Source organism: Sulfitobacter sp. M39, assembly GCF_021735935.1.
Lineage (GTDB): Bacteria > Pseudomonadota > Alphaproteobacteria > Rhodobacterales > Rhodobacteraceae > Sulfitobacter.
Window position 1 is genome coordinate 1,258,098 of the sequence record NZ_WMDZ01000001.1, and the last position, 23,237, is coordinate 1,281,334.

17 protein-coding genes and 1 pseudogene are annotated in these 23,237 nt (G+C 51.0%); 11 read left to right on the forward strand and 7 right to left on the reverse strand.

The features are described from left to right. Window positions 1–4 precede the first annotated feature (4 nt). From GLP43_RS06100 to GLP43_RS06110, 3 genes are all read left to right on the forward strand, one after another. Window positions 5–283 carry a GNAT family N-acetyltransferase gene (locus GLP43_RS06100; protein ID WP_237278606.1) on the forward strand — a complete coding sequence of 93 codons (279 nt, stop codon included), beginning with the start codon at window positions 5–7 and terminating at the stop codon, window positions 281–283. Window positions 284–825: 542 nt separating this feature from the next. After that, the gene (locus tag GLP43_RS06105) at window positions 826–1,440 is read left to right on the forward strand and encodes a hypothetical protein (protein WP_237278607.1); all 615 of its coding nucleotides are present in this window, start codon (window positions 826–828) and stop codon (window positions 1,438–1,440) included. A gap of 546 nt (window positions 1,441–1,986) precedes the next feature. Beyond that, entirely contained in the window at window positions 1,987–4,032 is a 2,046-nt protein-coding gene (locus tag GLP43_RS06110; RefSeq protein WP_237278608.1) for a sensor histidine kinase, read from the forward strand. A 185-nt stretch (window positions 4,033–4,217) separates the two neighbouring features. On the opposite strand, the gene GLP43_RS06115 is transcribed toward GLP43_RS06110, so the two are convergent. Continuing rightward, window positions 4,218–7,103 (reverse strand): hybrid sensor histidine kinase/response regulator, encoded by a 2,886-nt coding sequence (locus GLP43_RS06115; protein ID WP_237278609.1) that lies wholly within the window; start codon window positions 7,101–7,103, stop codon window positions 4,218–4,220. Between the two features lie 595 nt (window positions 7,104–7,698). Here GLP43_RS06115 and GLP43_RS06120 point away from each other — a divergent pair. Then, window positions 7,699–8,820: a hypothetical protein gene (locus GLP43_RS06120; protein WP_037965853.1), complete on the forward strand. Its 1,122-nt coding sequence runs from the start codon at window positions 7,699–7,701 to the stop codon at window positions 8,818–8,820. Window positions 8,821–9,234: 414 nt separating this feature from the next. Here the strand turns inward: GLP43_RS06120 and GLP43_RS06125 are convergent, their stop codons facing one another. After that, on the reverse strand, window positions 9,235–9,795 hold the full coding sequence (locus tag GLP43_RS06125; protein WP_237278610.1) for a hypothetical protein: 561 nt from the start codon (window positions 9,793–9,795) through the stop codon (window positions 9,235–9,237). A 386-nt stretch (window positions 9,796–10,181) separates the two neighbouring features. Next, the gene (locus tag GLP43_RS06130) at window positions 10,182–10,595 is read right to left on the reverse strand and encodes a c-type cytochrome (RefSeq protein ID WP_237278611.1); all 414 of its coding nucleotides are present in this window, start codon (window positions 10,593–10,595) and stop codon (window positions 10,182–10,184) included. Between the two features lie 381 nt (window positions 10,596–10,976). Between GLP43_RS06130 and GLP43_RS06135 the strand changes: the two genes are divergently transcribed. The 3 genes and pseudogenes from GLP43_RS06135 to GLP43_RS06145 all read left to right on the forward strand — a co-directional run. Beyond that, the gene (locus GLP43_RS06135; protein ID WP_237278612.1) at window positions 10,977–11,363 is read left to right on the forward strand and encodes a hypothetical protein; all 387 of its coding nucleotides are present in this window, start codon (window positions 10,977–10,979) and stop codon (window positions 11,361–11,363) included. Between the two features lie 350 nt (window positions 11,364–11,713). Then, window positions 11,714–12,436, forward strand: a complete 723-nt coding sequence (locus GLP43_RS06140) for a hypothetical protein (protein ID WP_237278613.1) — start codon at window positions 11,714–11,716, stop codon at window positions 12,434–12,436. A 117-nt stretch (window positions 12,437–12,553) separates the two neighbouring features. Next, window positions 12,554–13,680, forward strand: a pseudogene (locus GLP43_RS06145) (IS3 family transposase); the annotation flags it as partial. A 16-nt stretch (window positions 13,681–13,696) separates the two neighbouring features. On the opposite strand, the gene GLP43_RS06150 reads toward GLP43_RS06145, so the two are convergent. Then, a complete protein-coding gene (locus GLP43_RS06150) occupies window positions 13,697–14,671 on the reverse strand; it encodes a hypothetical protein (protein WP_237278614.1) in 975 nt (324 codons plus the stop codon). Between the two features lie 1,121 nt (window positions 14,672–15,792). On the opposite strand from GLP43_RS06150, the gene GLP43_RS06155 reads away from it, so the two are divergent. Beyond that, window positions 15,793–16,947 (forward strand): C4-dicarboxylate TRAP transporter substrate-binding protein, encoded by a 1,155-nt coding sequence (locus GLP43_RS06155; RefSeq protein ID WP_237278615.1) that lies wholly within the window; start codon window positions 15,793–15,795, stop codon window positions 16,945–16,947. Window positions 16,948–17,208: 261 nt separating this feature from the next. Here GLP43_RS06155 and GLP43_RS06160 read toward each other — a convergent pair whose 3' ends face one another. Continuing rightward, a complete protein-coding gene (locus tag GLP43_RS06160) occupies window positions 17,209–18,477 on the reverse strand; it encodes a hypothetical protein (RefSeq protein ID WP_237278616.1) in 1,269 nt (422 codons plus the stop codon). Between the two features lie 296 nt (window positions 18,478–18,773). On the opposite strand from GLP43_RS06160, the gene GLP43_RS06165 reads away from it, so the two are divergent. Both GLP43_RS06165 and GLP43_RS06170 read left to right on the forward strand, forming a co-directional pair. Beyond that, window positions 18,774–19,208 carry a LexA family protein gene (locus tag GLP43_RS06165; protein WP_272903178.1) on the forward strand — a complete coding sequence of 145 codons (435 nt, stop codon included), beginning with the start codon at window positions 18,774–18,776 and terminating at the stop codon, window positions 19,206–19,208. Beyond that, window positions 19,205–20,476 (forward strand): Y-family DNA polymerase, encoded by a 1,272-nt coding sequence (locus tag GLP43_RS06170; RefSeq protein WP_237278617.1) that lies wholly within the window; start codon window positions 19,205–19,207, stop codon window positions 20,474–20,476. Before GLP43_RS06165 ends, GLP43_RS06170 begins: the two co-directional genes overlap by 4 nt. Window positions 20,477–20,559: 83 nt before the next feature. Here the strand turns inward: GLP43_RS06170 and GLP43_RS06175 are convergent, their stop codons facing one another. Beyond that, window positions 20,560–20,739: a hypothetical protein gene (locus GLP43_RS06175; protein ID WP_237278618.1), complete on the reverse strand. Its 180-nt coding sequence runs from the start codon at window positions 20,737–20,739 to the stop codon at window positions 20,560–20,562. Beyond that, the gene (locus tag GLP43_RS16365; RefSeq protein ID WP_443069463.1) at window positions 20,736–21,236 is read right to left on the reverse strand and encodes a GNAT family N-acetyltransferase; all 501 of its coding nucleotides are present in this window, start codon (window positions 21,234–21,236) and stop codon (window positions 20,736–20,738) included. The genes GLP43_RS06175 and GLP43_RS16365 overlap by 4 nt, the downstream gene beginning before the upstream one ends. Before the next feature lie 557 nt (window positions 21,237–21,793). On the opposite strand from GLP43_RS16365, the gene GLP43_RS06180 reads away from it, so the two are divergent. Next, window positions 21,794–23,050 (forward strand): plasmid recombination protein, encoded by a 1,257-nt coding sequence (locus GLP43_RS06180; RefSeq protein ID WP_237278619.1) that lies wholly within the window; start codon window positions 21,794–21,796, stop codon window positions 23,048–23,050. Window positions 23,051–23,237: the final 187 nt, after the last annotated feature.

A 23,237-nucleotide genomic window follows, 5' to 3' on the forward strand; every position in this document is an offset into this window, starting at 1 on the left:
CCTCATGCAAATAGATTTTGAAGACGGAGAAACAGGCGGACGCTATGTCCTGCGAACCGAGGATGGCGAGGCCGTGTCGACCTTCTCCAAAGCTGGAGATAAGATCGTCATCATCGACCACACCGAAGTCGACGACGCCTTGCGGGGCCTCGGGTACGGGCAGATGCTTATCGAACGAATTGTCGCTGACATGCGAAAGCAAAGCAAAAAGATCGTGCCGCTGTGCCCCTTCGCCGCCTCACAGTTTCGAAAACACCCCGAATGGGCTGAAGTGCTGAATTAGGCTTATATAGCGTAGAGAAACCTGAAATTTTTGGCGAACACCTGACTTGTCATGAAGAAACTGACGTAGAGAAAATAGCCAAGCCGCCTTGACTAAGACTGTTTCTTCGGGGTTTTAACGCGCTTCTGGCAGTTGATCACTCTGTTTTCGAAACCTTATTCGCACCGTCTACTTTCAGGCCAATTGAAATTGAAGCGGACAAAATTCAACAGACGGCTTTGGCACATCGGAAAACAGGACCGCCGCACTGAACGTCTCCTTTTTCAAGTTGCGCAATTTAGTTTGCCTACGCAGCGAACGGCAGCTTCCCGCCCTTCCTGTGTTGCTGATCATGGCCGTAGAACTAACATCGCAACGAGGATTTAGGTTTTAGACTTCTGCATTTAGGAGTCTGCTCAGGCGAACTTTTTTCTGGCGTTGCTGTTAAGATCGCCTCGTTTTAGTTGGTCACTTACGGAAAACAAGTAGAGGCATATGCAACGATTTCTTCCATAAGAACGTTGATCCACGATACCTGCCGCTTGAAGAAAGAGCCGTACAGCATGCTTGATTGGATCGCCGAAAACGCTGGTACACTGCAAGTCGCAATTAGCTTGTTTACAGCATTTGTTTGGCTTGCCTACCTCCATATTCTTTGGATGAATTTTCGTCGCCAGAGGCAAGCTGTAATACTTATCAATCGATCTGTTGCCCAAGATGAGAACGCCCATTGCTTCGTAACTAATATGGGAGCTGAGCCAATATATTTAATGGAAGTTATGGCTCGGATAGTCACTGAAGACAAAGAGTACGTCGTCAAAGTCACGGAGCGCGAGGAGATTGCACTTGAGGAAATTGATGACCCTCTAACTCGTACCAATCAGGGCCCAATCGACAGTGGCAACTTCATCGATATCGGCTCATTTCTGGATCTCCTTAACCGTGCGAACGCTCGCATGGGCACCGAAGGTTTGTTCGAGAAAGTTAAAGAGATGGAGCTGACGGTAGCCGCCGCCGATGGGCATGCAACCCATCTTGTGGCCGCTCGACGCAGGTTTAAGGCAGAGTGGAAAGACAGAAAACCTTATTTTGTGCCAGAGAGCATCATGACCCATCAGATACGCAATGTTTTTCAGCGCCGTAAAATTGGCGAGATGCTTCAGGAGCAGATTGAATGATGAGATTGTCATGCTAAGAAATACACAGCAACAATAGCAGCTTTTATAACAGCGTATTATTAGACCACTGGGCTTGTTTGGGCGTCCATCCATATTCTGTGTAGAGCGGCTTTACCTAAGCTGGCGGACGTCAGGTTCGCTGGAGTAGAGAGATTGATCAATGCATTGCGCACCGTTGCAAAATGAGTGCTTCCCATACCGGTCTGTTGCGCACTATCCCATCCGGCAAGGCTTCCGATGCTGACAGCCACGCGTTTTTCACGCATCGGTTTGCGATCAGGGCAGGTCATAGCCTTAGCGCTTACGCTGATGACCTTAGCAATATCCTGGAAGCATCCTTTAGAATAAATCGGCACTTCACGCGAAATGACACATGGTGTCAGATTTGGGTACCCAAGTTTACGTTAGTTTAAATGTCGCTCCTGGCGTATGCTTGTAACAGCGTATTCGCAGAAAAACAGACTGGAGTTGGTATTGCAGTTTAGAATACTTGGGCGAATGCGCATTGGTGGGCCATGGGCTGTAATAAGTGTCTGCGTCGTGCTAATGATCATCACGATTGCAGCGTATCGAATCGACAGGTTGCTATATGCTTCACATCTTCAAGGCGTGAAATCTGCTACCTATCGTGAGCTCTTAGAGGTGCGTGAGAACTTCGAAAGCGTGCTCCACTCGCAGTCGCTTGTTCTACGTGAACTTTCTACCTTTATTGGTGAAAATCCAGATATATCGCAGAAACAGTTTGCAGAACGCGTGTCGAATATTCGTGGAATTGATGACAGTGTAAGAGGTATTGCTGCGGCACCCAATATGGTCATCACTTTAGCTCATCCTTTAGACCAGAATAGAGGTGCTCTGGGGTTAGACTACCGACAGAACTCACCAGAATATCCTTCAATTGTTAGAATGTTTACGAGCGGAGATGAAATGATCACCGGGCCCGTAAATTTGGCACAAGGGGGTGCTGGGTTGATATTAAGGGCTCCTGTCTACCGACCAAAACTTGATGGAAATTCAAACGCTGTATCCGGTTTGGACCAAAGACGTGCCTGGGGGGTGGTCTCATTGGTGCTGGATTATGATCTGTTCCTTAAGAAGTCTGGCATTGCGGACGCTGAAAAGAGATACGATCTCTACATCGATATTTCCGGACACTCGCCTGATGATGAAGGTACATTTGTCTATGGCAAACAGGCCTTGCTGAAAGAAAGCACCGTGCAGCTAAAGTTCGACTTCGAGTTCGAAGACTGGGTGCTTCACGCAGCTACAAAGGGTGGTTGGCCGCAAACCTACCCCGGCCGTTGGATGCATCGTACCATGATTTCGGTTGCGGCCGTGACTTTGATACTCACACTGTTTTACGTGCTCTGGGTTTCGGAAAAACGAAAGCAAGCGGAGTCCTTGCTAAACAGAGGGGTGGAAGCACTGAGTGACGGCTTCGTCATGTTTGATGAATACGATCGCTTGATAATGAGTAATGAAAGGTACAGGGAGATTTATGGCTTTCCGAGGTCACTTATGACGCCGGGAACGCACTTGAGGCAGTTTTTAAACGCTGGAGCGAAAATACTGAATAAATCGCACGATTCTGCTAATGAAACTGATTGGATGCGGGATCGTTTGGCGTCTTACCAATCGACGAATCCGACTGATAGTGAACAGCATTTTTCCGATGACAGGGTCGTTAAGGTTTCTGACCATCGTTTAGAAAATGGCAGCTACGTTGGCCTTCGTGTAGATATTACAGAATTGAGTAAGGCTAAAAAAGAAGCTGAGTGTGCAAGTAATGCCAAAACTGACTTCATGGGAGTTTTGAGCCATGAACTCCGCACGCCCCTTACTGTTATCCTTGGAGTTGCCAAAATTTCCCAGAATGCGCGTATGTTACCTGCCTCCAAGCAGTTGTTTAAGGCATACGAAGATGGGGAACTTGCATCGTCAAAAGCGTTGGTATTGATCGATGAAGTTTTCGATCAGCTTTCGAGTATGATGGACCGGTTGGTAAAATCCGGAGAGCATCTGCTATTTTTGGTAAATGAGATGCTTGATGTAGCAAAAGTTGAATCTGGGACCTTGGTCGTGGAACCGACGCTGTGTGCCGTTTCCGACATCGCAGAGCCCGTTATAGATCAGCTTAGAACGCTTTCCTATCAGAAGGGGCTGGACTTTGAAGTGGAGCAAAACGCGGAAGTGGTGTTTGCCGACGCTGTCCGGTCCCGTCAAATCCTGTTCAATTTGATAGGTAATGCGATAAAATTCACCGATGCCGGTTTTGTTCGAATGAATATTAGCGCCGAGCAAGGGATGGTTCACTTCACAGTCGAGGACAGCGGACCTGGCATACCGGACGAGGATTTAGACAGCATTTTTGAAATCTTCTACCAAGTCGACTCCTCCGCGACACGGCGGGCCGGTGGTACCGGAATGGGCTTAGCCATTGCTCGAAGTCTGGCAACGTTACAAAATGGTAGTCTAACCGTCAGCAGCACGCTTGGAGAAGGTACTTGTTTCGTGCTGAGCTTGCCCGAGCCACCTGAAGATGGGCCCATTATCGAAACGAAAGAAAACGAAGCCGCTCATTTAGCCGCTTGAAAAATCAACTTAGATTACAGCGTACACCACTGGAAACGGCGTACTCGCGACCACTTGCTAACAACCACGCAAGTGCGCGCTTGAACTTTTTCCGGTCTTCTTACGACCTTCGCTACGCTATCAGATAGCCGTAAAACGAATTGTCGGTTTAGTTATGAGCAGAAGATGGTCGATATAGAACCGGCTTAGGGTTTGGCCATCGAAGCTTTGATCGCAGCCAGAAGATCGGTATCGGAAAAGGGTTTGATCAGTACTTTGCAGTTACCGATGCCCGTACCAGTTTGGGCGTGGGCACCTCCCGTGGCGAACACGACTGGCAATTCACTATTTAATTCCCTCGCTTCTTCAGCGAGTTCCAAGCCCGTACGGTCGGGTAAGCCAACATCGGTAATAAGCATATCTATGTTTTCTGTTTTTAGCAGAGTAAGCGCACTGTCAGCACTTGAAGATTCAAACACATGGTGCCCCGCGTCACGCAACATGTCCGTCATGTCCATCCGTATCAAAGCATCGTCTTCACAGACCAGAAGGCGAAGACCGTCGGCACCTTCGGCACTTTGCACCTTACTCGAACTGGGTTTGCGTTGTGCTCTATCTGATCGCTCCGCAAGAGGTTTCCCTTCGCGACCGATAACTTCTCTTAGTTTGCTGGCTAATTCCACTTGTGTGTACGGCTTGCTGATTAGCTGAACGCCATTGAGCAATCGACCGTCTTGAAAGACCGTATCTTGTACAAAGCCGGAAGTGAAAAGTACCAGTATTTCGGGGCGTAAGTTCGCGACTTGTAGCGCCAGGTCATGCCCATTCATCGCACCTGGCATGACAACGTCCGTAAATACGAGATCTATATGGTGCCCTTCTTTCACTTTAGCTAAAGCTTCTTCTGCATCGGTGGCTTGGATAACTGTATAACCAAGTTCGGATAGCAAATTGAACGCAGTATCTCGTACGCTATCGTCGTCTTCGACAAGCAGGATCGTTTCTGTCCCACCGATCAGCCTGTGCTCTCCAGCGGGTTCGTTAATCATCTCAGTTTCGAGTGAGCGGGGCAGGTAGATAGATATTGTAGTCCCTTCACCAACCTGGGATTCAACAGTCATATGCCCACCGGATTGCTTTGCGAAACCGTAAACCATCGACAAACCAAGACCGGTTCCGCGGCCACTTTCTTTGGTGGTAAAGAAAGGCTCGAAAATGCGATCAGCGGTTTCTTGAGACATTCCGCATCCCGTGTCAGAGACCGCCAGCCTGATGTACTCACCAGCGCTGACATCAGGGTGTAACCTCACGAAGCTTTCCCCCAGCACCACATTGGCAGCATTTATGGTGAGCTTCCCTTGACCAGACATAGCGTCGCGAGAATTGATCGCGAGGTTGAGCAACGCATTTTCCATACTGTTAGGGTCTACGCTCGTATTCCAAAGGCCTTCGTCAAATAAGGCCTCAAGTTCGATCCCCTGACCAACTGCGCTATGCAAAATCTCTTTAGTGTTCTCAATCAACCAGCCCATGTTAATCACTACCGGTGAAAGAGGCTGTTTACGGGCGAAGGATAAAAGCTGAGATGCCAGTGTTGCGCCACGCTTTACGCTTATCACCGCCTGTTCCAATCGCTTTTGAACGGTCGAGTCTTCGGGCACATTGCGCATCGCACTCTGTAGGTTACCCATTACGACCTGAAGAAGGTTGTTAAAATCATGGGCGATCCCACCTGCCAAGCTGCCAATAGATTCGAGCTTTTGGCTTTGCCTCAACTCCGCGTTGACGGCATCAAGTTCACGGGTTCGCTTTTCGACCCGTTCTTCAAGCGTGGAATTAAGCTTGGCAATTATGGCTTCGGAATTCTTTCGATCTTCAATGTCGGTATTCGTGCCGACCCAACCCGTCAAAGTTCCATCATCGCCCCGCAATGGCGTGGCTCTCACAAGGTGCCAGCGATACGTACCATTTGCTTTCCGGATTCGAAATTCAGTTTCATACCCTTCAACGTTTTGAATGGCGTTGTTCCAGCTTTCAACAGCGGGCCTTAAATCGTCAGGATGGACAACGCGGCCCCATTCGGCTCCGTATAAATCACCCTCAGAGTAACCTGTGAACTCATAGATACGCACGTTCAGCCAGTTCAGCCCACCATCCTTATCTGCCGTCCAGACATGGACCGGCATTGTCTGAGCCATGGTCCTGAATTTTTCACGAGTAGCAGTCAGCGCGGCTTCGGCGTTCTTCTGGTCAGTGACATCGTGGCCTTGAACAAAAATTCCTGTGGGTGCACCAGCGCTGTCCTTCAGAGGGTAGAATATGAAATCTACGAAATGCTCTTCGGGCTGAACATCGGGCGAGGGACGTAGCTTCGCTAACATTGACTTGACCGAGACCGGTTCACCCGACTGAAACACTTGATCCAGCATTTCATAAAAACCTTGCCCCTCAATGTCTGGTAGTGCTTTGCGCACAGGCAAACCGACGACGTCACGAGTACCGATCAATTCAATATAGGCTTGGTTCACAAACTGAAAAACATGCTGCGGCCCGTTTAAGACCGCCATGAAACCGGGAGCCTGCTCAAAGGCGGATTGGAAAAACTCTGTGGCCTTCCCGAGTTCCAGATTTTTTGAAGTAACAGCTTCCGCGCGCTGCATAAGCTCAGCGTTTCGCAAGATATCGCCAGGACCCTTTACCTGTGCATCAAGATAAAGATCGGTCACATCGACGGTATTCTGGAGGATGAACTCCACACGACCTTGGTCATTAAGGATCGGAGTATGCGTCGCACTCCAATACCGTTCAACGAGATGACCGTTTGCGTCCTCAATAGGGTAGGGGATCAGTGGAAGGTGATCCGGTTTCCCGGTTGTTAGCACACGCCTGAACGAACCGCGCAGCATCTCATCAGAAACGGATTCAGGCTGTACCGGAAACTCCTCTGTCATGAGCTTCCCAATTATCGAGTCACGGGTTCTCCCTGTTACTTCGAGGTAGGCGGTGTTCGCCCAAACCATCCTAAGGTCAGGATCAAGCAGGATATAGGGAGATGGTGCATTCGCAAAAATTGTGTCCAGATCAATATTCATGGGGAGGATCTACTGAGCATTCCAGATTAAAACTACGACAGAAAACCGTGATAAATTTATTCGACTTAGTCAATGCAGCGGCAGAAGTACCTCGTACAAAAGTGGAGGTTGCAGTCCTGTTGTTTGAATAGGTTGCGATGCTTGTCCGTCCACAAATAATCAAGGCAGCAAGAAATTGCGTCAAATCCTTTGATACAAAGACACCGAACGGCCCATTGCCGACATTCGACAAATAGCAAATCCAGCCAGCCGCCTTCCCCAAAGCTGACGTTCATGCATCCTGCAGCACTTAGAGTGCTGCAGGATGACCGCATCGCGGACAAAGCGCTTATTCGCTGCAGACGGATAAAGATCTGCTTCAATGATCAGAGCGGGTCAAAATCCTCCGGCAAAGCGGTTGGAAAGTCGTCAGGAGGGCAGAAACTGGTGCAGGTTTTTTAGGTCAGCAGTTTGTTGCAGCCAAGTAGAAATTTCCTGCTGCGCGCTTCTTGTTGCCGCCATAGGACGGAGTGGTGTTGGTCGATTGACGAGGCTATCTCAGGCCTTTGTGGCGCGCTATGATTGCGGAGTGCAGTTAGGCCGTGGAGGATGTTAAATGACGCTGATCAACCGGATGTGGTGGGACCATCTGGTTCCCAAGGAGATGGCCCCGCTTCGGGGCCATTTGCAGGCTATGCTGGTTTCCTTTGCCAAGACCGAGTACGGTGCCCAGTGGATGAAGACAGCCTTGAATCCCAACGGCGTTATACGCCTTGTGCCGGGGCAAATCATACCCGTGTTTCACGTCATCTTTCTGGAGGGGGCCGCACCCTTCGTTGCACCCCAAAAGAAAATAGAACCCCAGCACAGAGCCGTTTCGCGGGATATAGCCTTTCAATCAGGTCGTCCGCCACAGGATGGGGAAATCGTTATAGCCCCCATCATTCAGGTCGAGGTTGTCTCGGATCCCGCGCTTCTTACGGCAGCACGCGCGCGAAAGACAGAGATTGACGAAGGCACAGTGGCGAAGCCTGCGGCGATATTCAGTTGTCCCGCGCATATGCTATTCAAGCCCCAAGGGTATCCCAAGAAGTCATATGTACTCTACCAGCACATTTTTGGCAGCGGCGGCTCCTATCCAGATCAAGGATGGTTTTATGTGGGCGTAACGACACGCAGTTGGCAGAAGCGATGGGCTGAGCACCACCGCAACATCGACCATGGCAGCCTGCTTCTGTTTCACCGCAGGTTTCGCGAAGAACGCGATGCGGGTCGGCTCACATACATTCACCACAAAGTCATGGCCGCGACCGATGATGTAGAAGCGCTTTATGAGGCGGAGGAGTTTATGGTGGACGGCCATTGGGACGATCAAAGACGTCTCAATATGATTCCGGGCGGGAAGTCGGGCTTACGCTACATGCGAGAACACGGACTGCTTTCCAAAAATGTGGTCCCGGTGCCGGACGAGCGGGACCGGGTTGTCCTGAAATGGTTGCAGGAGCATCCGCGCAAAGGCTTGCCTGCACCTTGGGTTGCGGAAAAATGGCGCGACGACGCGTGGGCTATTGCGCAAATCTGCGGACGCGATGGACGGCTGTCGATTAAGCAGGTTCAGGCTATTCGGACGTTGGCGAAAAAACACGGCGCTGAAGAGATCGCCGGACGCATCGGTGCGAAAAACATCGCACAGGTGGAACGGGTTTTGGCCGGGAAGACCTACACGCGGGTACAATGATAAGCGCTTGAGGCCAAAAACGGTCGTTTTTTGTCACGGGCGACGATGCGCTGACAAGCATTGAAAATCTTGTGCTACAAACCCTGGCTTAACCCGGTTTGATTTTGTCACGATTTTGTCCACGTCCCGGAGAGTGGACATCGGCGCATGGTGCAGCATCCAGTAACTTGGGCTCACAACGGCCATCGGATGCAGCGCGGCATCAGCACGACTTTTGCCATTTTGAGAGGTTCGGACGGCCCGAATCAGACCTTGACTATACAATCAAGTTGCTGCGGAGCAGACCGTCAAAGCGGCCATTCGTGCATGTCGCAGCATTTTTGTCGGCGTTATATTCAGTCTGTCCAACAGGCTGACATTCGATTCAGTTGCGGTTAGAGGCGAAATTCTGAAGTGACCTTCTATCCAAAGAAACTAACCCGAGAATGTGCAATATGCAGCTTGGTAATTATTCAAAAGTGAAAGTAAGCGGCGGGGCTGTTTCTCATCTACGATAGGCTCCATCAAAAACCGAATAAACACAGCTGGCTGCTCAAACTCTGCTTCAGATGTTTTTGACCAGACTATCGGTTCATAGGGGGACAAAAAGTGCATCTCGAACATCGCCGAGCCGTTTGGCTCATCTCCGCTACCAGTCATGAAGGCATACTCATCACCAATCGGCACAGACGGATCAGGGATCCTCGTGCGATTGAGGTCGAATGTAATTTCGATAAACGGCCCTTCCGAAGAATTCTCGTCGCTGATTTTGAAAGTTAACGCTGTGACATCGCAATCATTAATTTGCATTTCACGACGGTATATTAGAGGAGGATATAACTGCCATCCGAAACTTACACCTGTATCTAAGTATGGCTGGTTTGATGTGACTGACGCTTCCTCAATCTGGCGAGCAAGTTCGCTTCGGGCATCTTCAGCTTGAGCACTGACCGCCAGAAATCCAATAACCAATGAAGAAACAGCGGATCGGATCATCAAATCCTCCCAACAATGTTACGGTCTGTGTCAATCAAAGATGACGTCGGACAGGCAAATGGGGTACGGAGTATTTTTCTCGCAAAATCATTTATTAAATAGTTTAAAGTTGCCTTATCAAAGCATAACGACCCTATTCGCAACTGCCCCGCGTTATTGGCGAATAGGGCTCATCGCCACCATTTGTTCGGATGCGATATTCGTGGATTGGACCTCACATTGTGCAGCTACTTTAGCCAGATCGTACCAAACCCAGTACAATTACTTAAAAGATCCGTATCTCGCTCACTGTGTAGATGTCACTCTATGACCTTTAAAATATATTCCAGCGGCTTCACCGCTCGGGCGAGAGCATCTGCCACTGGTTAGCGCGAATTCCTTCCTACCTACTCCTGTATCGCTTCGAGGTAGTCGAGCAAATTTGCAAAATCGGTTTCCAGTACCTCTCCATCTGCGCCCCCATTCGGGTAAACATGGCGAAGCCCGACCGTCGAAAAATCGGGCATTGCAGAAAAGGGATCTTCTTTTTCGAGACGGCCCATGATGAAGCGACTAACAAATTCCCGAGGGAAGTACCCGCCATTGCGTTGCTTGATCCCTGTTAAGTCAGGCGCTACGATCCCCATGGCCAGTGATGGAGACCCTGCGCCTTTGCCACGCACACCATGGCAAGCAGAGCATTCTTTTGCAAAAATTAGTTGCCCTTCACGAATTTCTTCAGACCCCTTGATAGAGCCTTCGGAACAACCTGATAGAAGAACGCAGAAAAAACCGGCGATTGTTGAGAGACGGATTCGCATTAAAAGAGCCCCCTAATTTGTGACTGACCATCGTTATGCCCTGTTGTTAAGTCAATCACTTCTCTGTCAGGTCTGAGGTCAGCGCTCCTGGGACAGATTTGAGATAATTGAGTATAGGAGGATTTCTGGTTCATCTCGACGATGTGGAGATCGAGATGACGAAGAAGCCGCGCGGACCGGCGAGCCCCTTCAAGAGCACGCGGCCCATAGCGATGGCAACACCTGCCACAGCCATAATCTGCTTGCGCGAAGCTTGCACGCTTTTGGGGCTTCAGGCAGGCCGCGGCTAAGTTTCGCACTATCTAATCAAAGGTTGACGCGGGGTGCTTCCACAACACTTGGTAGCATGTGTTCTTATGCTCCCATCAAAAGGGCAATAAATTGCAAATCGGCAAGTTTAAATTCCCCGTCGAAGCGTCATTGGTTTTAGTCGTGTTCGCTATCTTCAGCGGACTGGGCGTTTGGGTGGTGAAAAGCTTTCCAGAGCGATCTCCAGTTTCAGCTTCGCCTAAGCTTCAGGAGCAGACTAAAGAAGTCTGCGAGGAGAAGATTTTGGACAGCCTTTCTGGCTCAAGAAGATCCACAGAAGAAACAAGTATTGGTGATTCAGATTTTGTCTGGAAGATCACGAGCTACGGAAATGAGATCACAGCTGACGCAAAAGTAAACAGCCATAACATCTTCGGAGCTCTTCTTGGCTCGAGCTGGAGCTGCAAGGTGCAGTTGGTTTCACAAAGGATACAATTCGTTAGCTTGGTCGAAAACTAACCGTTTGATTTGTTAGCGGATGATTGGATCCGAGAATTGACCTGAGGTAGCGGGCGACAAGTCGGGCTAACTTGGAGGTAGTTGATGTAGATACACAGCCGCGTGAATTCTTCGGTTGAGCCCAGATAAAAGGGGTGATTACCCTGCCGAATGGCTGCTATTGTCCAATAGTGGACCAACACTTCGCAATCGCAGCGAATGTCTGGTTTCCGCCCTTTCAGCACGCGCGCTAAATACAGTGTTTACATCCAGCTGCATCGGGTTTCTGCCCAAAGTCGTCTCGTAGTGCTACGGATTATGCTACTGCGAATATCGTGGCGCTGCGGTGCGGTCTGTGAGACGTTCCAAGTATGATCGAATACCAAACTCTCGCTGACGGCCATCACGACCTCCTACGGTCACCGCTGCTACGGGCTGCTCTACTAACTCTGCGATATACGCAGGAACATGGACCGATAGGGATCACCAAAAACAAGGCGTTCAAGCGTACGTTCGTTCAATGGGCTGTACGGAATTTTGACTGGCCAGGAGAAGGTGCGGATGACGTGTTCCGTTATCAAAGGGTAATCAACGAAGCTGACTTCGCCCCGCTCGAAGTGCTGCACTTCCTGCTGATTGAATTACGCCTTGGTGGCCACTTTAAAGACGAGTTCCGGCTCACCAAGCGCGGCAAAGAGTTGGCCCAATCGCCCGGGCGCTTATTTGTCGAATTGATCCCGTATTTTGTACACGAGGTCGATCACACCTCTTATGCGCGCTTTGATGACCAACCCTTCGGGAATTGGGATGTATGGATGAATGTGATCAGCGTAGAGGCCGATCACGGCATAAGCGACGTTGCCTTATACCAAAAGTTCTATGGTGAACCGGAGAGTGATCGCAATGCTGCCAGGCGGGACATATACGCCTTTAAGGCCTGCGTGTTGCGACCGCTTGAATGGGCTGGACTGCTGATGTCGACCCACGAGCAGGGCAGGGAGATGCGCGCTATCCATGTGTTTAAAAGCCCTCTTTGGCGCAGTGTTTTGAAGTTAGGCACTGACGATATGCTTCAGTCGGTACCCTTGCAGTGAGGTGCTCTTCACATTCTGTAAGCACGGCAGGGGCTTAGGGCGCTACCCACCATCGTTGTGAAGCCGGCCTCCAACACGGCATATGGCCCTGGCAGTCGCTCTGTCGCCGTGAAGTAGGCTGCTGTGGTCAGGCTATATAGCCGTCAAGAAAGTGCCCAAGCCTTGGCGGAAAAGTTCGGAGTTAGCTGGCCGACGCCCTATGCTTGGAAAACTCAGATTCTTGGCCTGGAGGCTCCTGCCATGATGAAACGCAAGAAGAGTGCCCTTCCCCCAGAACTCGAAGGGTTGGAGCGTCAGCGCGAAGCCCTGCAGCGCGACATCCGCGAGCTCCAGAATGAGCATGATCTTCTCAAGACTGCGAGCGAAATGAATAAAGGATCTTGGCGGCGATCTGCGGAACCTGAGCAATCGGGAAAAGACCATGCTCATTGTAGCTCTAAAAAACCGGTATAGGACGCTGGCGCTATTGGCTCGGCTCGGTCTCGCGCGCAGCACTTACTTTTACCACCGCGCTCGCATGAATCTGGAAGATAAGTATCTTTCTATTCGACAGGCCATGAAGGTTGCTTTCGAAAGCAACCATCGCTGCTACGGGTACCGCCGCCTCAAAGCATATATGACGCGGGAATTCATCTTGATCTCCGAGAAAGTGGTGCGGCGCTTGATGAAACAGGAATCTCTGTTCGTCCCAAAGCCGAAGCGGCGGCGTTACAGCTCATATCTGGGAGAGTTCAGCCCAGCGCCGGAGAATATCATCGACCGGGAATTCCAGGCAGCAGCGCCAAATGAGAAATGGCTAACCGATATCACAGAGTTCCACATCCGAGCAGGTAAAGTCTATCTTTCCCCGATCATTGATTACTTCGACGGCCTCGTCATAAGTTGGACCATAGGGACCAGCTCGGATGCCGACCTTGTAAATACCATGCTTGATGCAACGGTAGAGCCCATCGCTGACAGCGAAGCGCGGCCAATCGCCAACAGCGATCGCGGAGGCCACTATCGCTGGCCTGACTGGCTGGAACGTATCGACGCAGCGACGCTCGATGTCACGAAAGGCGAGCTCGCAGGACAATCCCGCATGTGAAGGCTTCTGTGGACGCCTGAAGATTAAGTTCTTCTATCCTCGCGATTGGCGAGCCTTCACCTTGGCCCAGTTTATTGACGAGGTTGATGCCTAAATCCGCCGGTACAACGAAACACGCATCAAGATGTCTCTTGGTGGCAGAGGCCCGATCGAATAACGTAAAAGCCTCGGTCTTATGCCGTGAAAACAGTCCAAGTTTTTGTCCGCACCCCCACCGGGCAGTGCTCAGTGACAATCAACATGCTGGCATTCACCGATCTTCTCAGCTGCCTGCGCGGCAGCTCATCGAACGCAGTCTTGGATGAAGATGGGGTCAACTGACAAAACAGCAAAACTCCATCTTCGCGACTGCCTATTCGGCAGCTCATTTCAGGCCCCGTTACCGGGTCGTCAGGTTTTCTGACATTCACCGTTCTTCTCAGCTGCCTGCGCGGCAGCTCATCGACCGAAATCTTGGATGAAGATGGGATCAACTGACAAAACAGCAAAACTCCATCTTCGCGACTGCCTATTCGGCAGCTCATTTCAGGCCCCGTTACCGGGTCGTCAGGCTTGCTGACATTCACCGTTCTTCTCAACTGCCTGCGCGGCAGCTCATCGACCGCAGTCTTGGATGAAGATGGGGTCAACTGACAAAACAGCAAAACTCCATCTTCGCGACTGCCTATTCGGCAGCTCATTTCAGGCCCCGTTACCGGGTCGTCAGGCTTGCTGACATTCACCGTTCTTCTCAGCTGCCTGCGCGGCAGCTCATCGACCGAAGTCTTGGATGAAGATGGGGTCAACTGACAAAACAGCAAAACTCCATCTTCGCGACTGCCTATTCGGCAGCTCATTTCAGGCCCCGTTACCGGGTCGTCAGGCTTGCTGACATTCACCGTTCTTCTCAGCTGCCTGCGCGGCAGCTCATCGACCGAAGTCTTGGATGAAGATGGGGTCAACTGACAAAACAGCAAAACTCCATCTTCGCGACTGCCTATTCGGCAGCTCATTTCAGGCCCCGTTACCGGGTCGTCAGGCTTGCTGACATTCACCGTTCTTCTCAGCTGCCTGCGCGGCAGCTCATCGACCGAAGTCTTGGATGAAGATGGGGTCAACTGACAAAACAGCAAAACTCCATCTTCGCGACTGCCTATTCGGCAGCTCATTTCAGGCCCCGTTGCCGGGTCGTCAGGTTTTCTGACATTCACCGATCTTCTCAGCTGCCTGCGCGGCAGCTCATCGACCGAAGCCTTGGATAAAGATGGGGTCAACTAACAAAACAGCAAAACTCCATCTTCGCGACTGCCTATTCGGCAGCTCATTTCAGGCCCCGTTGCCGGGTCGTCAGGTTTTCTGACATTCACCGATCTTCTCAGCTGCCTGCGCGGCAGCTCATCGACCGAAGCCTTGGATAAAGATGGGGTCAACTAACAAAACAGCAAAACTCCATCTTCGCGACTGCCTATTCGGCAGCTCATTTCAGGCCCCGTTGCCGGGTCGTCAGGTTTTCTGACATTCACCGATCTTCTCAGCTGTCTACGTGGCAGCTCATAGACCGGAGCCTGGGATGAAGGTGGGATCGACTGGTAATACAGCAAAATCCCAGAGGGACCCGCTATATTAGGGGTGAGGGCTGGAGCAACGCCACATAGATATCAGTATTGACTAATCGGCGATCCTGCTCCCAAGTCACGGTAAATTGCGGTGCTAATGCACTGTGGAAACAACGAATTTCGTGGTCAGATATCATGTCTGTGTCCTCTTGCTTGAGTAGATCGTATTGCACAACCAAAAGTTTAAAAGGCTATAATTGAAAAGCGTGGAAGCATGACGGTACTACCAAAAACCTTGGCCTATTTCAGAATTTGAATGTCAGGTTTATACCAATCATGCACTCCGAACTCATACGCAGCGAATGTTGTCAAACCGCCCAAACTGTTTGGATGGATGCGAACGGTCAATACCGTACATTGAACGAGCACTTTCTCGTTTGGGGGCATCACCCACGAAGTAGATCAGGATCAACTCCGCTCACACTAAAAAAGACTTAGCTTATGAACCCTACACAGCTTAGAGCGCGGCTCGCGTAATTCGATTTTTCTGAAGGTGTTGACTCAACCCCTGGGTGCGACCAGCATACGACTGGGTATGTTGTCACTTGGTTGCGCCGGCCTTGAAAAGATCGCAAAGGGAAAAAAAGAGTTGCGATTAAAATTCGGTGGGTTGGAGATGCGGCAGGATTAATTTGTGGTCAGCGACCCAGCAAACAATTGCTTGGAGGAGCATCATGATATTATCGCGACACATCTTAAGGTCTGCCACAACCGTTTTGGCAGTATCACTGGCTTTGCAGGCAGAAGCTAAAGAGCAGTTGAACTATGCATATGGCTATCCTGCTAATTCCAACATCGGGCTCGCTGTTGACGCATACATTAGTGGTATTGAGGAGCGTTCAAACGGGGAGGTGGCAGTTACCGGGTACCCGATGACTTTGCTCACCTTGTCTGAGAGCAGCGCTGGCGTACGAGATGGTTTGGCGGATATTGGTTATGTGCTTACCGCATATTTCGCCGCTGAATACCCAACAAACCTATACCTCCACGAGTTAAACCTTCTGGTTAACTTGGTAGAGAAACCCACAGGCAAAGAGCCATTAGCATTCACAGGCGCTATGGTTGAGTACACGACCTTGAAATGCCCCGAATGTCTGGACGAATTCAGATCCCAAAATCAAGTGTATACTGCCGGTGGTGTCACGCCTACCTACAGTCTCTTGTGCAAGGATACCAAGATTACCAAAGTCAATGAGCTAAAGGGTAAGCGCTTGCGCGCCGCCAGTGCTGGTTTTGTGCGCTTTGCGGAACACTTTGGGGCTCAGGGGGTATCCCTGCCAGTGAACGAAGTTTACGAAGCGCTTGATCAGGGCATTATTGATTGCGCGATGCTCAATGCTCCGGAGATTACAAACTATAGCTTGGATGAGGTTCTTACGGACATCACTATCGGTGTCCCTGGCGGACTCTATGCAGCGACAGCGGGGGCGAATATCAATCTTGATCGTTGGAAAAGCATGGATGACGGATCGCGTGAGGCTCTTTTGTGGGGAGGGAGTGTGATAACTGCTGCCACGACTTGGAACTATTACAAAGATGACGCGGTTGCGATTGAAAAGGCCAAAGATGGAGGGGCTTCCGTCCATCAGCCGGAACCGGAGTTGATTGCTGCTACGCGAGAGTTCGGTCGCAAAGATCTTGAAGGTGTCGCGACCTTATTCGCGGAAACCTATAATGTGCCCCGCGCTCAAGAAATAGTGGAAGAGTTCACTGTAATTCTTGCTAAGTGGATGGATCTCGTAGCAGGCGTTGAAGATGTAGACGCACTTCAAGAGCTCTACTGGGACGAAGTTTTTTCGAAGTTGGATCCCGCGACGTACGGTCAATAGTACATGAGACGATTGAACGGTGACCGAAAGCGGTTCCCGTTCAATTAGTTGGCGTTCGCTTTTTTGGGGTTCGGAGTAATCGTTCTTGGCAAATCGTTGTACATTGCACTTTTAACTGCAGCAGAATAGTCCCAAAAAAACCACCGTATGGTTTTCCCCTGATAAACTCCCTCCGGATGACTGAGCCCATAGGGGGTAACAGAGACACCGAGGCCAACAATCTCACCTCGCCGCGTTCTGCTTTTTTCCCTATTATCGCATTCAATAACGCGTTGCGCTGACCACGCCGGACCTTTTGGTCGAGCTGGTGACTCCAGATTTAGGCCAGCACCACCCGCTTTTGACGACGTAAGACACTGCATGGCAGTATTCATACGCCAGGCACTCAATCTGACATTGGCGAAAGGAAATACCTTTTATTCCAGTGCGCAAAAGATCGTTCCCGTCTATATCACGATCTTCGAATACTTGCATTGATCCGACTGGTTCAAGCGTTTCAGTCTTTGGAATTACCTGGTGGGTCTTACAGTTTGCAATCGTATCACGCAGTTTCTCATCACGAATATTCTGCTCGAAACCGTAGAAAAGCTCTTTGGAGGGTGTCCTTATTCGCGCACCAAAACTATTCGCGTCTGCGACTACATCGCGCAGCTGGTCGGGCAGTTGAAAAGCGACGTGCGTTCTGAACTCAGCCCGTTTCACAATATCCCAGTCTGTGAGCTGATAGGGCTCCGCGTCGATCACGAGGAAGAAGTCACCAATTGCCGCTGACTCTGGCTCCTGCAACGTCGCAACACCAACCAGACCCGCATCACCGCAAAGCAGTGTCATAGTGCTGGCCCCGTGGAGCGCTACATGTTCCAGCCGCAGACCAAGGGAGCCGTTGATATTGTGATATTCAGCCGTTTCGCTATAAACCGGACCGGTCACAACGTTCCATCGTACAAGATCACTTTCGGAAACGAAATCAATGCCCTCGGCCGACATGTCCGTCATGCGTTCGAAGAAGTTCACATCGACCCTCATCTCCTGAATGTAAGACACCAGGAGGGAAGAAATCGTTTGAGCTGTCGAAAGTGCGCTTTGCCCATCGAGATCAGGATCGGTGCTGCTAAATTGGTGTACGCCTATTCGGCCTCCGTTTGAAAGATACCGAAAATCAGCCCCAAGGTACAAAAAAACGCAAGCACTGGCGCAAATAGCCTTGGTGCCTTCCTGGTTTGCAACATCGGACGAGACGATCTCGTCCCGGTCGTTTAGGATCCTACCCATCGTTAGGCCTGCAGCGAGGCTGCCACCGGGGCTATCGACGGTTACGGATATATCTCGAATGTAAGTATCGTCGTAGCGGGCAAGGATAGTCCGAAGCTTATCGGGATCCGTATCTTCGATTGGACCCGTCATTTGAATGCGCAATACCGGTGCCGTAATCGGACGCATGTCGAAAAACTCTTCCTCTATGTCCATTGCGAGGGTCGTCGACCCGACCGCGCAGAACATGAGACCGAGAAAGGCTCGCAAGACTTTCATTCCATGACCCCAATCTCTAATAGAGCGTGATATTTACCGCTGAACTTATCAACAGAAAAACTGCGGAAATGTGTTCCTTTGGGGGAATTTCATCAGCAACACAATCAAGATTCCAGCCAAATCCTTCGAAGGGTATGAAATCCGGCTAATCCGATAAATACCTTGTCGACTGAGACGTCCAGTTTAGTACCATCGTAGTCTGACGTCAGGCTCTTGTCCGCATCGGCCCAAACCAAACTTGACATCGGGCAGGTGAATCGCAGATTGAGAACAAATAGTGAACAATTAGGATTCCCATGCCAGTTTACCCAGTTGATGGACCCGTCCACATACCATCCCAATCTGTTCGAATTGTCAGCACACCAGTCAGCGCCGGTTTTCCTTCGCCAGCTGGAGACGATCTCGAAGACGAGATTGACCCTATGGCCTGGGTAGTTCGGCATCCTTCATCCACATTTTGGTGGCGCGTAGAAGGGGACTGCCTGTGGGACGCTGGGATACGTGATGGTGACATCATCGCTGTAGACCGTGCTGGCAAGCGACGCATCGGGAGAGCCGTGCTGGCCGTGGTAGATGGTGCTGTCACAGCAAAGATCCTGCGTAAGCGTGGTGACAGGTACTACCTCGCACCTGCGAATAGTCAGGAGCAGTTCCCCGACGTCGAACTAACTGAGGATAGTGAAATTTGGGGCGTCATCGCTGGTGTTGTCCGGCGTTACGACTTGGCATGAAGCGGCCTGTAGCCATTAGCGACAGCGCGAACTTCTATGTGAGCGCTGAGAGGATATTTGATCCAACGCTAAAGAACGTCCCGGTGATTGTTCTATCCAATAACGACGGCTGCGCTATAGCGCGCAGCGATGAGGCCAAGGCCTTGGGGATCAAGATGGGCACTCCGCTGCATCACATTCGCGAAAAGGTTGATGCTCATGGTATCCGCGTCTTCAGCTCGAACTACACCCTCTATGGTGATATCTCTCGTCGGGTGGTTGAGGTCTACGAAGACTTCACGCCAAACGTCGAGATCTATTCCATCGATGAATGCTTCCTCGACTTCGTCGGGTTCAAGGACCGCACTGCACATGCCATGGCGCTGCGTGCAGCGGTCCTAAGAAGAGTAGGGGTGCCAGTACGTATTGGCATCGCGCCCACCAAGACCCTTGCGAAATGTGCGAACGATATCGCCAAGAAGAACCCCATTTTTGCAGGGGTCTTGGATATGATGGATGAGAGCCTTGCGCGCTGGCTGCTACCGCGTGTGCCAGTCGGGGACATCTGGGGCGTTGGTCGCAAGACCACCGACAAGTTGAAGGCCCTGGGTGTACACACGGCAGCCGATCTTCGTGATCTGCCAATCCGGCAGGCACGGGCTGTTGGTACTGTGGTGCTGGAGAGGATCGTATTGGAGCTACAGGGTGAGGCCTGCCTCGCTTTTGAGGACGTAGAGCCACAGCGCAAAGGTATGGCTGTAACACGATCAGCAGGCACTCCGATGACAGACTTCGACACGCTGTTCCAGGCGATTACCGCGCACGCATCACGGGGCGCTGAAAAGCTGCGCCAGCACGGTTTGGTCGCTGGCACGCTGACTGTGTTCTTTCACACCAATAAGCACCGGCCAGATCGCCCTCAGTATACCGCATCCAGAACAACCCGCATGACCCCGATGTCGTCAGATACCTTCGATCTCGTTGAAGCGGCTCGGCACTGCGCGGAAGCCGGTTGGCCGAAGTCGGACGCTAAAAGCTATGGCTTCACCAAGGCTGGTATCATGCTGAATGACCTGGTGCGGTTCGAAGATCGTCCTCAAACGCTCTTCGACCAAGCGCGTCCGAAATCACCGGCGCTGATGAAGGCTCTGGATGACGTGAATGATCGGTTTGGGAAGAAGACGATGGTTCTGGCCAGCGAAGGTAAGAACCAAACGTGGCGTCTTCGCGCAGATCATCGGAGCCCGCGCTATACCACGCGAATGGAAGACCTGCCGGTGGTGAGATAGGGGAGCGAAACGGCTTGTCTTAAGGTTGAGCCGTACTCTCACATAGCTATCTGTATGTAATAAAGCTGACGACCTCTAACCGGTCATTCCCCTCGCTCTGCAGCCTTCCTGCGCAGTTCCGCAAAAAAGGCCTCTTCTTCAGGGGTTGATTTAGTCATCTTTTCCGCGAAACGATCCGACCAGATTTTGACTTCTTCTTCGGTTAGCTGTGTCGTGCATAGCTTGGCGCAAAGAGCCGCTTCGATCTTAGCTTCGTCTATCATCTTTGAACCCCTTCAGTTTTTGCCGAGTTTGCAAATTGTTCACAGTTGGTACGGAGCTGCGCAGTGCATTCAGAACCGATGCACTCAACATCACCGCCCTCATCAATGCAGAGCTTGTGCATTGCGATATTACTTCGCACGAAGTTCACATCTACAGTCAACATCTTATGTGCCCGGGCTTCGCTAAGGCCACGCTTGAATAGTGTCCGCCCAAGGCCGCGCCCCTGGTACGCGTCTTCGACAGATAGACCTACTTCAGCATGCGCGTATTCACCGAAATACAGTTCAAGCATCGCACGCGGGGCACTGTCTCTCTCGATCGCAAGCGTTAAGTCAGGCCGCGACTGCTGAGCGAAGCACGTTAGGGCTTCATCACTTATGCTACCCATAAATCGCTGTGAACGAGATGCCGCACTAAGTCGGCCGTAATGTTCGATGCGGCTTTGCTGTAAAGTTGACAGGCTCAGTGGCAATATCGCTGGGGACGAACGTTCCATGTTTTCTCCGATCTCAGTCCCGAGATGGGTGCTGATCGCACGGATAGAAGGCGTATAATCGAAGGTTGGGGATGCGCGTTGTGCATGGGTTCGGTTGGCCGTGTGTACCAAACGCGGCTATAGCTCGGTATGGCTCAGACCCTCTGAGGTGTCGCAGGCCATACGTGCTGTCAGCAGACGCCAGTGGTTCAGGGGAGTGGCGAACGATGACCTGATGCACTCTGCACAAGAGGCTCTCAGCAGAGGCTGACGGCAGGACGAACGAAGCACGAAGTGCGGAAGAAAAAATGGGTGGCTCTGCCGGGTCCTATTTTTTTCTATTGTGAGCCATGGAAAATCCTTACGGGTTTTCTGTACCGCGGCAGCGTTCTTCAATTCGGTTTTGTCGCCCGAATGCATCGTTTGGTAGCTTCACTGCAAGATTTGATTTTCTCTAAGGAATAAAACGCTGTTCGTTTGTACAGCTGTTTTTGCGGCGCGATTTTACCTTACGGAAAGTCGGAGCGGCATCGCGCCCGGGGCCGCATCTCCTCTTCAGACAAGAATAGGAGAACGCAATGTCAGAACCTTTCAAGCCGAAGACCGTCGTCGATTTAAAGCGTATGACGCGCTCAGATATCATCGCTTTATACAAACACTGTATGAGAGCGACCGGACAAGACGATCACATCATCAAATCTCAAACCAAGGACAACAAATGGCTCATTGGAGACGACACCAACTTTCTGAGTGTTGTTGACACCTACATTCGGATCCAAGGAGCGACGATTGACAAACGGAATGTAAAATCGGCGACAGCTTTGGTGCTTCAGGCGAGCCCAGAATACTTCCGACCAGAATTTCACAGGGATGACCCTGAGGGCTTCGGGAAGTATGATACCCAAAAACTCGATGATTGGGTGTTGGCGAATGTTAAATGGCTCAAAAACACCTTTGGAAGCGACTGCATCGCAGCTCATCTTCACGTTGATGAACGTACTCCGCATATTCATGCGGTAATTGTCCCAATGTTCGAAAAGGCACCAACCATGCCAAAGAATAAACGCAAGGGCGAGACGCAAGCGCACTTTGACCTTCGGGTCGAACGAGCCAAGAAGAAAAAGGGGCGGAAAGTGGTGTCGCATCACAAGCACTACCTCTTTGGCGCGGGCCGAAAAAGCTATGAAAAAGTTGTCGACTCATATGCGGCCGCGGTTAAGCATCTTGGTATCGTGAGGTCTGAGCGAGGGTCGAAGGCGACACCGACAACGAAGCAAGAGTGGGCGCGACTACTCTACAAGAAGTCGAAAGAAATAGAGCAAAACGTGATCGGCATGCACAAGCGCCAAAGGTTGGAAGACGCAAGCTTTGAAATCGGGGTGGCAGCGCTGATGGACGACAAAATTCGATACGCTGAAGCAAAGGATGGAAGGGAGGAGGGGCTTTTGCCGTCTACAAATTGGCCGCAGGAAAAACATGAGCAGGACGAGATCAAATCAGGAGTTAAGCCGGCTAAAGCTCGGATCGTCGCGTTTGCGAAAAAGATCAGAGATTTTACCAACTCTTCGTTTGAAAAGGCGAAGAAGCGCGTCTTCGAGATGCTCAAAGCCGTTGAAAGACGCGAGGCCGCTGTGAAGGCCAAAGAGCTCGAGCTTGCGGAGCGCGAAAAAGCTCTTGGTCTTATAGAAGGCATCGACGACACATGGTTCGAGGACGGGGAGATGAGCGAAGCAAACGAACGGACCCTCCGCGAAAGCGGCATCATTCAGGACCAGATACAGCATCAGCCGACTCTTGAAGTCCGAAAGGAATTCGTAAGGGTGCAGGTACGTTGAGGTCACGGCATTCCGTGACATATCGCGTATGTAAGGCCCGAGACCCTAATACTTCAGACCAGTCGGCAGATTATATGTCCAACCAAATTAAGTTGACCTACTGCGGATGTGCTCGCAGGGCGGCTAAAACGTGCGGTGCCGCCGGTTTCAAGTAACCGCGCTGGTCTTAACCGATATTTTGCGGATC

Bases quoted from the DNA above. Each gene is read 5' to 3' on its own strand.
- GLP43_RS06115 (WP_237278609.1), bottom strand. From the start codon at position 7,103: ATGAATATTGATCTGGACACAATTTTTGCGAATGCACCATCTCCCTAT.
- GLP43_RS06130 (WP_237278611.1), bottom strand. From the start codon at position 10,595: ATGCGAATCCGTCTCTCAACAATCGCCGGTTTTTTCTGCGTTCTTCTA.
- GLP43_RS06120 (WP_037965853.1), top strand. From the start codon at position 7,699: ATGACGCTGATCAACCGGATGTGGTGGGACCATCTGGTTCCCAAGGAG.
- GLP43_RS16365 (WP_443069463.1), bottom strand. From the start codon at position 21,236: ATGGAACGTTCGTCCCCAGCGATATTGCCACTGAGCCTGTCAACTTTA.
- GLP43_RS06150 (WP_237278614.1), bottom strand. From the start codon at position 14,671: ATGAGCTGCCGAATAGGCAGTCGCGAAGATGGAGTTTTGCTGTTTTGT.
- GLP43_RS06110 (WP_237278608.1), top strand. From the start codon at position 1,987: ATGATCATCACGATTGCAGCGTATCGAATCGACAGGTTGCTATATGCT.
- GLP43_RS06165 (WP_272903178.1), top strand. From the start codon at position 18,774: ATGCCAGTTTACCCAGTTGATGGACCCGTCCACATACCATCCCAATCT.
- GLP43_RS06170 (WP_237278617.1), top strand. From the start codon at position 19,205: ATGAAGCGGCCTGTAGCCATTAGCGACAGCGCGAACTTCTATGTGAGC.
- GLP43_RS06175 (WP_237278618.1), bottom strand. From the start codon at position 20,739: ATGATAGACGAAGCTAAGATCGAAGCGGCTCTTTGCGCCAAGCTATGC.
- GLP43_RS06105 (WP_237278607.1), top strand. From the start codon at position 826: ATGCTTGATTGGATCGCCGAAAACGCTGGTACACTGCAAGTCGCAATT.
- GLP43_RS06155 (WP_237278615.1), top strand. From the start codon at position 15,793: ATGATATTATCGCGACACATCTTAAGGTCTGCCACAACCGTTTTGGCA.
- GLP43_RS06125 (WP_237278610.1), bottom strand. From the start codon at position 9,795: ATGATCCGATCCGCTGTTTCTTCATTGGTTATTGGATTTCTGGCGGTC.
- GLP43_RS06160 (WP_237278616.1), bottom strand. From the start codon at position 18,477: ATGAAAGTCTTGCGAGCCTTTCTCGGTCTCATGTTCTGCGCGGTCGGG.
- GLP43_RS06140 (WP_237278613.1), top strand. From the start codon at position 11,714: ATGATCGAATACCAAACTCTCGCTGACGGCCATCACGACCTCCTACGG.
- GLP43_RS06180 (WP_237278619.1), top strand. From the start codon at position 21,794: ATGTCAGAACCTTTCAAGCCGAAGACCGTCGTCGATTTAAAGCGTATG.
- GLP43_RS06100 (WP_237278606.1), top strand. From the start codon at position 5: ATGCAAATAGATTTTGAAGACGGAGAAACAGGCGGACGCTATGTCCTG.